This is a genomic window from Streptomyces natalensis ATCC 27448 (assembly GCF_000935125.1).
Lineage (GTDB): Bacteria > Actinomycetota > Actinomycetes > Streptomycetales > Streptomycetaceae > Streptomyces > Streptomyces natalensis.
Genome location: NZ_JRKI01000034.1, coordinates 445,119 through 458,075, shown reverse-complemented (window position 1 = coordinate 458,075; position 12,957 = coordinate 445,119). Strand labels below are relative to the sequence as shown.

The 12,957-nt window shown below is 68.4% G+C and carries 12 protein-coding genes; 9 read left to right on the top strand and 3 right to left on the bottom strand.

Going from position 1 to position 12,957, the window contains the following annotated elements:
- The first annotated feature begins 42 nt into the window (after positions 1 to 42).
- Positions 43 to 465 carry a MerR family transcriptional regulator gene (locus tag SNA_RS26695; protein WP_044367072.1) on the top strand — a complete coding sequence of 141 codons (423 nt, stop codon included), beginning with the start codon at positions 43 to 45 and terminating at the stop codon, positions 463 to 465.
- A gap of 876 nt (positions 466 to 1,341) precedes the next feature.
- Here SNA_RS26695 and SNA_RS43415 read toward each other — a convergent pair.
- The 3 genes from SNA_RS43415 to SNA_RS26680 form a co-directional block, all read right to left on the bottom strand.
- The gene (locus SNA_RS43415) at positions 1,342 to 1,731 is read right to left on the bottom strand and encodes a hypothetical protein (protein ID WP_030066985.1); all 390 of its coding nucleotides are present in this window, start codon (positions 1,729 to 1,731) and stop codon (positions 1,342 to 1,344) included.
- Between the two features lie 267 nt (positions 1,732 to 1,998).
- Positions 1,999 to 2,361 (bottom strand): hypothetical protein, encoded by a 363-nt coding sequence (locus SNA_RS26685; RefSeq protein WP_030066986.1) that lies wholly within the window; start codon positions 2,359 to 2,361, stop codon positions 1,999 to 2,001.
- A gap of 319 nt (positions 2,362 to 2,680) precedes the next feature.
- Complete coding sequence (locus SNA_RS26680) at positions 2,681 to 3,064, bottom strand: rodlin (protein ID WP_030066987.1); 384 nt, start codon at positions 3,062 to 3,064, stop codon at positions 2,681 to 2,683.
- Positions 3,065 to 3,404: 340 nt separating this feature from the next.
- On the opposite strand from SNA_RS26680, the gene SNA_RS26675 reads away from it, so the two are divergent.
- From SNA_RS26675 to SNA_RS26640, 8 genes are all read left to right on the top strand, one after another.
- Positions 3,405 to 3,830, top strand: a complete 426-nt coding sequence (locus SNA_RS26675) for an ATP-binding protein (RefSeq protein ID WP_030066988.1) — start codon at positions 3,405 to 3,407, stop codon at positions 3,828 to 3,830.
- A gap of 93 nt (positions 3,831 to 3,923) precedes the next feature.
- Positions 3,924 to 4,988, top strand: coding sequence for a hypothetical protein (locus tag SNA_RS26670; RefSeq protein ID WP_030066989.1), 1,065 nt, complete (start codon positions 3,924 to 3,926; stop codon positions 4,986 to 4,988).
- Positions 4,988 to 6,178, top strand: coding sequence for an enolase C-terminal domain-like protein (locus SNA_RS26665; RefSeq protein WP_044367071.1), 1,191 nt, complete (start codon positions 4,988 to 4,990; stop codon positions 6,176 to 6,178). The genes SNA_RS26670 and SNA_RS26665 overlap by 1 nt, the downstream gene beginning before the upstream one ends.
- On the top strand, positions 6,175 to 6,900 hold the full coding sequence (locus tag SNA_RS26660; protein ID WP_044367070.1) for an HAD family hydrolase: 726 nt from the start codon (positions 6,175 to 6,177) through the stop codon (positions 6,898 to 6,900). The genes SNA_RS26665 and SNA_RS26660 overlap by 4 nt, the downstream gene beginning before the upstream one ends.
- Complete coding sequence (locus SNA_RS26655) at positions 6,900 to 8,054, top strand: nucleotidyl cyclase domain-containing protein (protein ID WP_030066991.1); 1,155 nt, start codon at positions 6,900 to 6,902, stop codon at positions 8,052 to 8,054. Before SNA_RS26660 ends, SNA_RS26655 begins: the two co-directional genes overlap by 1 nt.
- A 112-nt stretch (positions 8,055 to 8,166) precedes the next feature.
- Positions 8,167 to 10,221, top strand: a complete 2,055-nt coding sequence (locus SNA_RS26650; protein ID WP_241779852.1) for a phosphoketolase family protein — start codon at positions 8,167 to 8,169, stop codon at positions 10,219 to 10,221.
- Positions 10,218 to 11,072, top strand: coding sequence for a phytanoyl-CoA dioxygenase family protein (locus SNA_RS26645; RefSeq protein WP_030066993.1), 855 nt, complete (start codon positions 10,218 to 10,220; stop codon positions 11,070 to 11,072). Before SNA_RS26650 ends, SNA_RS26645 begins: the two co-directional genes overlap by 4 nt.
- Before the next feature lie 44 nt (positions 11,073 to 11,116).
- Positions 11,117 to 11,920: a class I SAM-dependent methyltransferase gene (locus tag SNA_RS26640; protein WP_030066994.1), complete on the top strand. Its 804-nt coding sequence runs from the start codon at positions 11,117 to 11,119 to the stop codon at positions 11,918 to 11,920.
- The last annotated feature ends 1,037 nt before the right edge of the window (positions 11,921 to 12,957 follow it).

Genomic DNA, 12,957 nt, shown 5'->3' with positions numbered 1-12,957 from the left:
CGATCTAGAGCGAGGTCTAGATCAAATCCAGGAGTGAGTGGCATGACGACCACCGAGGCTGCCGTGCCGTCGCTGAGCATCGGCGAGGTGGCCGAGCGGACCGGACTGAGCGTGCATGCCCTGCGCTTCTACGAGCGCGAGGGCCTGCTCGTCGGACCGGTCCAGCGCACGTCGGGCGGCCGACGGCGCTACACCTCCTTCGATGTCGAATGGCTGCTGATCTGCGTCAAGCTCCGCGAATCCGGCATGCCGCTCGCCGACCTCAAGCACTTCGCCGAACTGGTACGCCACGGACCGGGTAACGAGGCAGAACGCCTGCGGCTGCTCGATGCCCATCGACAGCGCGTCGACGCACAGATCCAGGCGCTGGAGGAGTGCCGGTCCGTCATCGCCTGGAAGGTCGGCGTCTACGCCGAACACCTCGCCCGCGGGGAAGCCGGCGGACTCTGGGACCCGACACCCTGAGGCAAGCGTGGACAGCTGCATCGTGTGCGCTGCGCTGGCACGGGTTGACAACCCTTCACGCCACGGCTCCAAGAGTCCGCCCTGCCGAAAGCGTCAACAACGTCCTGTCCCGCAACAGCTAGGGCGACGTGCAGCGGCTCCACCAAGGTGACTCCAACTGGCCTGGGTTCGCGATGCTTCGTGGAGATCAGGAGTCGTGAGAGTCCTCATCTCGACGGACATCAGCTGCGCGCAGGGGTCGCTAGGTGCAAGATCCGTAGGTCGTGCCTCTACCGGCCCGTTTCCAGCGTCAGTACGGCCTTGCCCCGTACCTCCCGTCGGGCCAGTGCGTCGAGCGCGTCCGGCGTCTTCTCCCAGCGAGCACGAGACCGATCCGAGGAGTCAGTGTCCTCTCACGAGTGACCTTGACCGTTCGCCAGACGAGTTTGACCGGCGAGTCCGATCTGCAGATCCGTCCCGCTAGCCTTGCGGCTTCATCTACCGTCCCCTCATGAAGTCCGCAGTCTCCGAGACCACCGCAACATGTAACTGCCACGCGAAGGAGAGCATCTGCCAGGACTGCAAGGGCGAAGGGTGGTTGACGCCATTGCCCGCAGACGGGCGCCGACGGGATGGCACCGGCAGCTGCCCGTCGTGCACTGGGCGTGGCGGTCACCACCTACCGCACGCATCGACGTGCCCCGTGAGGGAGAAGCATCCCGAGCTTCAGTACTACGCACCGCAGCTCATCAGCGATGACGGCAAGTGCACCGTCTTCAGTACCGGAGACGTTATGACTTCACCGGACAAAAGGCGACGTCTTGCTCAACTCCTCTTTGGACCACTTCCCCGCTGACCCGTAAGTGAAGACCCTTGGCAATCGGCCAAGATCACGTGTCACCGGACAGTCAGCCGCCCGTCGGCGACGAGGTCGGTGAGGATGGCGAGGTCCTCGCATTTGGTGCCCTCCGGGACAGGGCTGATGATGCCGACGACGTGGGCGTTCCAGCCCTGGGCGTAGAAGTCGGCCAGGCGCAGTTCGGCGGGCCGCCGATGTTGCCGTACCAGGTGAGGTGGCCGCCGGGCGCGATGCGGCGGACGGCCTGCGCGGTGAGGGGACCTCCGATGCCGTCCAGGATCAGCAGGCCACCCGGGCCCTATGGCCGGTCCGCTGCCGTCGGCGGCCGTCTGTACGACGAGGCCGGCTACGTCCTGTCCGGGCCGCCAGCCGTCGGGTCGGCGGGCGATGAGGTTGAGCTCGTCGTGGTTGACGGCGTACGCCCGCACCTCGACGACGGCCTCGATGGGTGCCGGGGGGGCCGCTCCGGGAGATCGTCGGCCAGCCGCAGGCCGGCCCGTCCGGCCGGGTCGGTGATGAATCCACGCATGCCGTTTCCGTATCCGTTCCTCGGGCTCAACTCGTTGTGTGAATCTAGCTAGTTGCGTCGTGTGAACCATGCCATTGCGGCTGGTTTCCTCGAAGCATCCGCGAACGGGGGCAAGTTGGAGTTTTCTCGGTGGGGCTGCTGAACACCGCCCTAGGCGCCTCGGGGCTCAACGCATCGCCGGGGAGACCCAGAAGAAGTACTCAATCGCCGTCCCGCACAGCAGGCCAGAGCAGTGCAGTGCAAAGAGCGAGTGCCGGTTCGACCGGCGAACCACCGGCGACAGCAGCATCAGGGCTGGTAGCCCCAGGCCAAGCGCCGGGCCCGAGAGCAGCAGCAACAAGGGGACCGCCATGCCCACGGATCCGCCAGAGGCGAGCCCCATGATGCCGGCCACCAAGCCACCGCCCACGATCAAGGCCAGCATCGGCATGGCGGCCAGCAGCTGTAACACCCCCAACAGGATCCACGGCCAGGTCACTTCGTTGGTCGGACGAGCCTGGTGCGGCACGCCAATGGCGGTCTTCGTCATACCGCTGGCCTCTCCTCAGATGTCTCTCGTTGCACTGGCTGTGCTTGCGGACCCATTCTCCGGAGCATGCGAGGCTGCGGCCTGAGTACCTCTACTCAAAATGACCGAATGCACTTGGCTGGCCACCACCCAGTGGCCCAGAACTATGGAAGTGCGGCGCGGCATCGCCTCCCGCTACGAGAAGACCGTGACCATCTATCTCTCCGGGCTCAATCCCTGGCATCTTTCTCTGGTCGGCTCGTTGATCCAAACGACGTTCCTTGGCTGGTGGGTGATCGACCCTTTGCATCGCCGCGGAGGGCCGATCACTTACGAAACGCTACTCGTTGGAGCGTCCGTTGGCGCTGAGGACCGGGATGTCGTCGAGGATGTGCGAGATCGGCTCGTCGCCCTTGGCCTGGGTGGAGTTGTCGGTGCACTGCTGGTTCTGTGGTGCGGACAGGATGGGGATGTCCTGGATCGCGACGATGTTGACCAGGCCGATGAGTTGCTGGATGTTCGCTTTGATGGGAATGCCAAGGCAGAGCTTGTTCAGGCTGTCCGTGACAAGGGAGCCCTGCGGGCTCATGTCGCCGTGGGGGCCAGAGTTGCCGTACGCGTCCTTCGCCGGGGGGCGGGGGGTGTCGCTGAGTGCCATTGCTGGCGTGGCGGTTACTCCGCTGACGGTGAGGATGAGTGCTGCTGTCGTGAGCCCCTGCTTGATCACTTGGTTCCTTTCGGTCAGGGGAACAGTCCGGGGCGCAGTGCCTTCAACCAGCCTGTCTCCACACGAGTGCGGCTGACGATGCAGGGGTCAGCCGCCGACGGTCCTAGGTGAGGCTCGGCAACTCGACGGCAGGGAAACCATATTTATGACGGATTCCTCCTCACGGATGAACGAAGGATGGTTTCCGCATGCGACACGCGGTGATTCGAAAGAAACGAGCTAGCCCTGAAGTGACTCGGGTGCCATGAGTTCACCGCCGTGAACACCATTGGCTTTCAAGGCGCTTACCTTCGCTATCGTCCAGGCGGCTGCCGCCCGGAGAGAGGGTGAGCTGAGCATGTCCAGCACTGCGATGCACCACAGCTTCCAGGTGATCTCCACGGCCGAACACGTACCACTGGCGCGCAGAGAGACCGCCAAAGTCCTTGCCGATTGGGGCCTGTCCGAGCAGCTCATGGACACTGCGTGCCTGATCGTCAGCGAGCTGGTGACGAATGTGGTGCGGCACGCGGCTCTGCTCTCGCCCACCGCCAGCGTCACTCTCGCCGTCGAGGAGCAGGGCACGCTCGTGCTGGCCGTCGCTGATGCTCACCCGCTCAAGCCGCGGCCCCTGCCGGCCGCCCACGCTCTCGGGGGCCGCGGCCTGTTTCTGGTCGATGCCTTGGTGGGCGAAGTCGGCGGCAGGGTCGAGGTCGTCCGGGACGCCGTCACGGGCGGCAAGCGGATCGTCATCAGTCTTCCCTCGGCCCTTGTCCCTGCCTGAGTCGCCGAACGTCACCCGTACTTCCCATGGGACCGCGGCCGAAGCGTTGCGGACGGCTCACACCTACCGCCACGAGAAAGGGCACCACTCACCATGCTCGAATCGGTCCGCCACCTTCAACAGGTGGCCCGCAAGTGGAACATCAACCCCGAGGACGTGCTGCTGATCGCGTTGAACGCGTCCGGCGCCCGTTCCCCGCTGACCAAGCCCCGCATGCGCTTCAAACTGCACCTGGACTCCCGCCCGGACGCCCCGCTGTTCCTGATCCTCTCGCTCGGCCGCCAGGACTCGCCCTTCGAGCTGGATGAGCACGAATTACGGCTGAACGGAGAGAAGGTCGGCGAGATCGACGGCATCGAGGACGACGACGCGGTGCTGGGCTACTGGCGAGGCGGCACGAGGATGCTCACCCTCAACTCCAACGCCCTTAGTCAGTGCACCGGTTGCGTGTTCTGTCCCAACACCTTGGAAGACGCCTCCGACCCGAAGATCAAGCCCCTGGACCTGTCGGGCTACCTCGGGGCGTTGGCGGCGAACTCCGGCATGGACGACCTGTCGGCGGTGGAGACGGTGACGGTCTGCACCGGCTGCTTCCTTCACGAGCACCTCGCACTGGGCCACCTCGCCGAGGTCCGCGCGGCCATGGGCGAGAACGGCTGCACTGGCACCTTGCACTTCCTGTCCTCGGTGCTGACCGGCGAGGACGGAATGGACGCCGCCACCGGACTGGGCCCGTTCCACCTGACGCTGACTGTCGAGTGCTTCACCGAACGGCGACAGATCCTCAAGGAGTCCAAGGCCAAGCTCACGCCTGGGGAGATGACCGCCGCCCTGGGACGGGCCCAGCAGCGAGGCATCACCACCGACTTCACCTACATCGTCGGCCTGGACCCGATCGAAGAGGCCGTCGAGCACCTCAAGACGTTCGTGCCCGTCACCACCACCTTTCCCCGGTTCCAGACCTACCAGGCCCACAACGCGTTCATGGACGTCTACCGCACTCCCGGGTCCGAGAGCATCGAGTGGCACCTGGCGATGTGCCGCAGCCTGGAAGAGCTCTTCGCACCTACCGGGCTGCGTCCGCAGTGGTGGCAGAACTACCGGTCGCCATGGTGCTTCACCTTCGCCGGAGAGGAACTGACGGGGGCGAAGATCTGATGCCGACCCGCACTGTTCCTGCCCCCGCTCGGACGGCTGCATCGCTCACCGTGATCCGCGGGGTCCGCGCCTGGCAACTGTCTCCGCAGCCCGCCGGGCTCCCGTACGGCCTGCCTGAGTCGCTCGCCGCCGCAGCGAGTGAGCTGCCGGCGGGCCCGGCCTGGGCCGAGCACCGCACCCGGTTCGCCATCGAGCTGGTCGGCGACGGCATCTCCGGCTGGCAGGCTCCTGTCGGCGAAACGGTCGCGCAAATCATCGTCGATGACCTGGCCGCCGGGCTGATCGGGCACGATGCCGCAGCACCGCGCCGCCTCGCCTATCGCAAGAAGACCGGCCGGCACCGCAGCGGCGCACATGCCCGGCAGGCCGCTTCCGCGGTCGAACTGGCCTGCTGGGACCTGGCCTCCCGTGCCACCAGGGTGAGCGTGACCGCTCTGCTGGGCGGCACGGTCCGACACACCGTTCCCGCCTACGCCTCCGCCCTCGGGCTCGACCCAGCCCATCCGGCGGCCCCGGAAGCCGCGGCCTGGATCACAAAGTCGGGGTTCTGGGGGCAGAAGTGGCCGCTGACGAAACAGCTGATTCACGCCGGGCCAGGGGCGGTCGCAAAGGCCCTGACCCCGATACGGCAGGCCGCGGGCGAGTGCCGGTTCATGGTGGACGGCCTGGGCCGCTGCCGCCTGGACGAGGCGATGCGGCTGCTGCCCGTTCTCGCGGATCTTCAGGTCGCCTTCGCCGAGGAACTGTTGCCGCCCGGCTCCTGGAGCTGGCATCGTCTGCGGGCCGCCGGGGCGGGGGTTCCGCTGGCGGCGGGCGAGCACGCCGTCGACGAGGCCGAGCAGGTCCGGCTGCTGGCTGGCGGGGGAGTGGACGTCTGGCAGGTCGATCCGGGCTGGTCGGGCGGGCTGGCCCGGTCGCTGCACACCACCGAGCTCGCCGCGGACCTGGGCATGGCGACCTTCCCGCACGGCGACCGGCTGCCCGCCGCTCTGGCCCTGGCTGGGGCCTGTTGCCGGGACAAGATTCCGGCCGTCGAGTGGCACCTGACCTTGGAGCCGCTGCGGCAGCAGATCTTTTCCGGCTCTGTCCGGGTTGAGGGTGGGCGGCTGGCTGTCCGATCTGTGCCGGGGCTCACCGAGGTCCCCCGGCTTCCCGAGAAGACGCCGGTGCTGGAGGTGACGGCCCCATGATCGACCAGCCCCGCCTGCGCAGCACCTTCTGGTCGCAGGTCCGTGGGATCTGCTTCGACCTGGGCGGCACCTTGGTGCGTACGGAAGCCGAGCCGACCACCGGGCAGGTGGCCCACGTGCTGGGCATCTCGCTGGAGGAGGCCCGCGCGGTGATGGAACAAGAGGCGAAGCGCCGCCGGATCACGCCTGAGGGACTTGCCGGCGACCTGGCCGCCGTCTTCGGCCGCCCCGGACTCGTCGACCCGCTAGTACGCGTGCTGGAGCACGCCAAGCAGCGTGCCGCCGATCCGCGGTTGTTCCCCGATGCAGCACCGACTCTGACCGTGTTGCGGCAGCGAGGATTCGCGCTGTTCGCCCTGACCAATAGCCTCGGTTCCTCCGTCCCGGCCGAGCCGCCGGCGGCCTTCCGGAACCTGCTGGATCGGGTGGTCTATTCGGCCGAGACCGGAGCGATCAAGCCCGAGCGCGAAGCCTTCGCCGCCGTCGAACACGTCAGCGGCCTTTCCCCGGGGCAGCTGCTGCACGTCGGGGACTCACTGCGGGCGGACGTCACCGGGGCCGCCGCGGCGGGCTGGCACACCGCCTGGCTGGACCGACGCATGGCCGGCGGCCCGCTGCTGAGCTCGGGCCGCACCGTTCGTCTCCACACGCTCACCACCCTGTCCCTGCTGCTGCCCGCCGGGCCCACACCGGCGCCGTCGATGAACTCGGAGGCCCACTGATGGACCCGACCGGCAATGACTGCCGCACGTCGCCCGCCGACGACCCGCTGGTCAGCTCGGTGCCGTTATTCGACCCGGAACAGCTGCCGTTGCGCAACTGGTGCAGTGGCAGCCGCGAGGACGCCGTCACCGGCCTGGTCGCCTTCCCCGACTTCCACAGCCACATTCCCCGCGCGCTCGCCGCTGCACTGACCGGCGGGGGACTGGTGGGGCTGGCGATCGGAGACGTCGACGGGCTCAAGGACCACGTCGAGAAGGCGAACGCGACCGAGCCGGGGTGCTACGGGCACCTGGCCGGGAACAAGGTGATGGCCCGACTCGGCGCCGTCACCCGCACCTGGTTCCACCAGCAGCCCTGGCAGGCAGGGTGCGCGGCCACCTTCGGCGGCGACGAGGTCATCATCGCGGCCGCCCTGGACGACGCATCCGCCTTCCACCGGGCCGTCGCCGAACTGCGGGACCAGCTCGCCCATGAGCTGCCGGTCCGCGTCTCTCTCGCGCTGACCTTCGCCTCCGCCGAACACCTACCCGTCGGGCGAGGGCCGGGCGGCTGGAAGCACGTCTTCACCGACCGTCTGCTGGCGGCGGTGGACCGCTGTCTGTTCACGCACAAGGCCGCCCGCCGCACGGGCCGCGGCGAAGGCGGCATCATCGCCGTCACCCAGCCCACGCCTCCTGGTCACACGGCCCCGGCCGGGGACCAACGCGTCCTGCTGCCGCTGCCAACCGGCACCGAGACGCTGCACGTTCTCGCCCGCCCGGTCGGCGCCGGGGCACGCGGCATGCTGCTGCTGCCCTGCACCGGACCGGCCGGCCTGCGCGGCAAGCGGCTGCGGGTGACCTTCCCGGACGGCACCGCCCACACCGCCGTCGTCGTCTCGCTACGCGGCCAGGCAGCCATCCCCCACGAGACCGCCGAGATCGAAGGGTCGGGCATCCCGCTCACCCTTCAACCCGTCCGCGACCGGTCCGCCCGCGGCATCCCCCACGACCTGGCCGCCGCCCTGGTACGCGCCGGATTGGACTGGACCGTACTGCCCGCCCATGAGCAGGCCCAGATGCTCCACCTAATCAGCGAATCCGCTACGGGCGACATCCGCACCGCCCGCATCACCGCCGTCGTTGACGCGGTAGCCACCCGCACCCGGAGCTGACCCAATGGCTCGCACCGTTGTTACCTCGCGCATCGACTCCCCGGCCCCGCCCGGGCCACCACCATCTGGCTTCCCCAATTGGGGACACGCGGCAGACCAGGCAGCCGAGGCAGTGCCCGACCGGGCCGTTGACGCCTGCTGGCGTGCCCTGAACCACCTGTCCGCCGCCCAGCTTTACCTGACCGACAACCCCCGTCTCGCCCGCCCACTCCGGACGACCGACGTCAAGGAGGCCCCACGCGGACACTGGGGAGTGTGCCCGCCGGTCAACTACCTGCTCGCCCACCTCGGCCCGCTGACCGCCTGGCGGCCCACCGGGTCCGAGCTGCTGGTACTGCACGGCGCCGGGCACGCGGGCCCGTCCGCCCTCGCCCACGCCTACCTCAACGGCACCCTGCACCTGACCGGACAGGCACCGGGCTGGTCGATGCCCGAACTACGGGCCCTCATCAGCGGTTTCCCCCATCCGGAGCGGTTCGGCGGGGAGATCACCCCGCTCATCCCCGGCGTACGTCACACCGGTGGACAGCTCGGCCCCGCCCTCGCCGTCGCGCAGGGCATGGTGCTGGACGCCTCGTACCGCCTGGTCGTCCCGCTGATCGGGGACGGCGAGCTGGAGACCGGGGCGACCGCGGCAGCCTGGCTCGCCCGCCGGGCGCTGGCAGGCAGCGGGGACCACGGGGCAGTCCTGCCGGTGGTGCTGGCCAACGGGCTGAAGATGGGCGGCCCCTCGCTGCTGGCCGGCATGACCGCATGCGAGGTTCGCTCCTACTTCACCGGACTCGGCTACGAGCCGCTGATGCACGACGGCGCCGACCTGCCTGGCTTCCGCCGACTGCTGTCCGACGCCTTCACCCGGCTACGCCCGCTCGGCGAGCCTGGTCGGCACCCGGTGATCGTGCTGACCATGCCCAAAGGCCACACCGGACCGAAGAAGGTGGCCGGTCGCCGGATCGCCGGAACCCCGGCCGTCCACAAGACTCCGCTGAAAGATCCCCGCCGCAACGATGCGGAGTTCGCGGCGCTGGCGGCCTGGCTCGCCTCCTACCGGCCCGCCGAGCTGTTCACCACCCAGGGGCGGCCCACCGACCTGGTCCGCCAGGCCCTCCCCGGCCCGTCCCCTCAGCCAGAGACAGCCGGGACGCCGGTACCGCCGGCCGCCCACGGCCCGCAGACCTGGCCACTGACGTCCACGGTCATCCGCGAACGCGCGGCGAACGGTGCCTTCCGCCTGTTCAGCCCGGACGAGATCGCCTCCAACCGGCTGGAGCTGTCGACGGACGGCTCGCCGCCGCCCTGGGCCGTCGAGATCCTCAACGAGGAGATCTGCCACGGCTGGCTGCAGGGCTACACCGAGACCGGCCGTGACGCGCTACTGGCCACCTACGAAGCCTTCGCCCCGGTCAACACCAGCCTGCTCGTCCAGCACCTCAAGCACCGGTCCCTGAGCTATGCATCGGGACAGGGCGGGCTGCCGTCCGTCAACTACTTGATCACCTCGCTGGGCTGGCGCAACACGTACACCCACCAGAACCCCGGCCTGGTCTCGTCGATGCTGGAGACCGAGGACGGCTTCGTGCACGTCTACACCCCGGCGGACGCGATGCGGGCCGCCGCCACCCTCGCGGCGATGCTGGCCGGACGCGACCGCGTCAACTTCCTGATCACCGACAAGCGTCCCGGTCCGTCATTCCCGCCGGACCCGTTCCGCGACGAACTCACCCACGGTGCCGCCGTCTGGCCCCACCTGGGCCACCACGGCCGCCCGGACCTCATCCTCGCCTCGGCCGGAGACGTTCCGGCTCGCGAGCTGTCAGCCGCTTGCACCCTGTTACGGAAGTCCCACCCCGAGACCAAGATCCGCTATCTGCACGTCAACGACCTCGCCGTCCTCGGTCCTCCGTCGCGCTGGCCCTACGCTCTTTCCGAGAGGGCATTCGCCCACCTCTTCCGCACCGATACCCCCGTCCTGATGGCCGTTCCCACCCACCCCGGCACCGTCCGCGCACTGCTGGCCGCCCGCGGCGAGACCGGACGGTTCCATGTCGTCGGCTACCGGGATCCCGGCCGTCCCACCACCCCAGAGAGCCTGCTGGAACGCTGCGGCCTCTCAGCCGACGTCCTCTCCGCCCAGGCCGTCCTCATGCTCAAGGAGCGCACGCGATGACCCTCGAAACGGCCTCCCCGCCCAACCGGGACGTCCTGGACGCCTTCGAGCGCGACGGCTTCGCCGTCCTCCGCGACGTGTTCGCGCCGGAGTGGCGCGAACAGGCCGCCGCCGCGGCGATGCGACTGCTGGAGAGCGACCGCACGCTCGGACGGGACCGCAGCGTCGACGGCAAGGACGGCTTCCGCGGCGTCGTCGCCATGGACGACACCTTCCTGCCGCTGGTCACCAACCCGAAGGTGCTGCCCACCCTCGTCGCTCTGCTGAGCCCGAACCTGCACCTGATGTCCAGCAACCTCATCTCCATGCCGTCCATCCCACCCGGCGGCACGCGCACCATCCGCGTTCCCGAGCGGCACGGCTGGCACCGCGACATGGGCGCCGCCGCCCGCGACCTCGGCACCGTTCCCCGCCTGGCGATCAAGGCGGCCTACTTTCTCAGCGACCCCACCCCCGACGCCGGGGTCACCATGGTCGCCCCAGGCAGCCACACCGACACCGGACCGGTCACAGTCCCGCCCGGGGCCATCGACCCGCCCGGCGCGATCACCCCCGACCTCGGACCCTGCGACGCGCTGCTCTTCGAGAACCGCACCTGGCACGCGGGCGGACTGAACACCTCCGGCCGCCTCCGGCTCGCGGTGATGATGCAATACGGCTACCGCTGGCTCGCCCCCGTCGATGACCCCGCCCCCGAAGTCCTGGCGCGCGAGGACCTGACCGACGTCGAGCGCCAGTTGCTCGGCCGGCCCGACCGCAACCCGGACGGCTCCGTCGCGCACGAAGGCGCCGGAGCCGAGCCACTGCGCACCTGGTGGCAGCACCTCACCTCAACCCCGGGTCGTTCTTGATTACGACACCACATTCGGCCAACTCCACTCGAAAGACCAAAGAGATGACCTCCTACACGCCTGACGAGCTGTTCGCCTCCACCGCCCCCTATTACGCCCGCTTCCGTCCCGGCTACGACCCGGCGTTCTACGACATGCTGGCCGCGCGCTTCGCCCTGGACGGCAGCCAGCGTGTCCTGGACCTGGGTACCGGCACCGGCGTGCTCGCCCTCCCCCTCGCCAAACTCGTCGGCCATGTCACCGCCGTCGACCCCGAGCCCGGCATGCTCGAAGAAGGCCGCAAGCTCGCCGCCGAACAGAACATCACCAACATCGACTGGCGACGCGGCGACTCCACCACCATGCCCACCATGGGCCTGAAGCCGGTGCTGCTGACGGTTATGGGCGCCGCCTTCCACTGGATGGACCGCGACCAGACCTTGCAAGACCTCGACCGACTCATCGAGCCCCACGGGGCCGTGGTCCTCGCCTCCGGCGGAGCCAAACACGAAGACCTTGCCCCCGCCCCCTGGCTCGAAGTCATCGCCGAGGTCCGAACCCACTACCTCGGACCCGAGCGGCGAGCCGGCTCGGGCACCTACTCCCACCCCAAGGAACGCCACCAGGACGTGCTGGCGCGCTCGCCGTTCTCGAACGTCGACACCACCAACTGGGATCGCACCGTAACCCGCACCCTGGACGAGGTCATCGGCCTCCAGTTCTCCTACAGCTACTCCAGCCCCACCCAACTCGGCAGCAACAAGGACGCCTTCGAACACGACCTGCTCGAGGCCCTCACCGAGTTCAACCCCGACGGCCGCTTCGACGAAGTGGTACGCACCGAAGCCATCGTCGCCACCCGGCCTTGACCGATTGGCGCTCGTGTCCGTCCTAGGCAGTGCCGATGGGCGTTGAGTCTTCGGGCAGTTGTGGACCCCAAACGGCTGCCTGCGCATCTGGCAGCCGGGTGGTACCTGACGCAACTGATTGGCGACGGGCGGGCGTGGGCGAATACTCGTCAGCCGCACTGCCAGGTGAACGTCTCGCGGTCGAAGCGGCGTTCGGTCAGGCATTCGGGACGTGAGAGCCCGTAGAGGGCACCACAGTTACCACGGTGATGCTGCACGGCTGGGAACGAGTTGGGACACCAGGTCCACGCGGCGTCTTGCGTACTACACCCCCGAGTGGAACCACTGCTAAGTCACTGTGCACTACGTGCTAACGACTTGCGTGGAATCCACAAGTACCGTTGCATCGCAACTAGTTGGTGCCTCTTCGGAGAGACAGGGGGATTGTGTTATGCGCAGACCATTCAAGCGCGCGATGCTGGCGGCCGGTGTCACTGCTGCCGCCGGTGTTCTTCCGCTGGTGACGGCCGGACCTGCGCACGCGGATCAGTTTCAGTGCATGGAGTATCTGCGGGCCCACGGGTATGTGGTCGGCCTTCACGTAGAGGACGACTGCAACGGGGCCGCGATGGCGAAGGATGCCTCGCCGGTTGCCCGATTCGCTGCCTATTCGGCCTGCCACTACCAGCTCGTCCGACTGCGCGTGAAATCTCGGGACGCTAGCAAGGCGTGCCAATTGGCCCAGGTTTAGCCCGTTGCGGACCAAGGGGTGCCCCGCATCACGGGGCACCCCGTTCCGTTTCTCGGCACCAACAGGGGACGTGTAGAGCTAGGCCGTAGGCCATGAACCACAGGGGAAAGCCGCCATCAAAGCCCACCCTGATACCAGAATCAGAGCCAAAGTCGCAGGTCAGGTTGGCTCTTGATCAATTTCTGTGGAGCCGACCCGAGCCCCGGTGTCCGAGGTCGGCGGACGCGGGGAACCGGCAGGTAAGCGGCTTGGTCGGAGGCCGGAACCAGCCCAGCCGGGACCTCTGTCCAACCAAGACCGGGAAGCG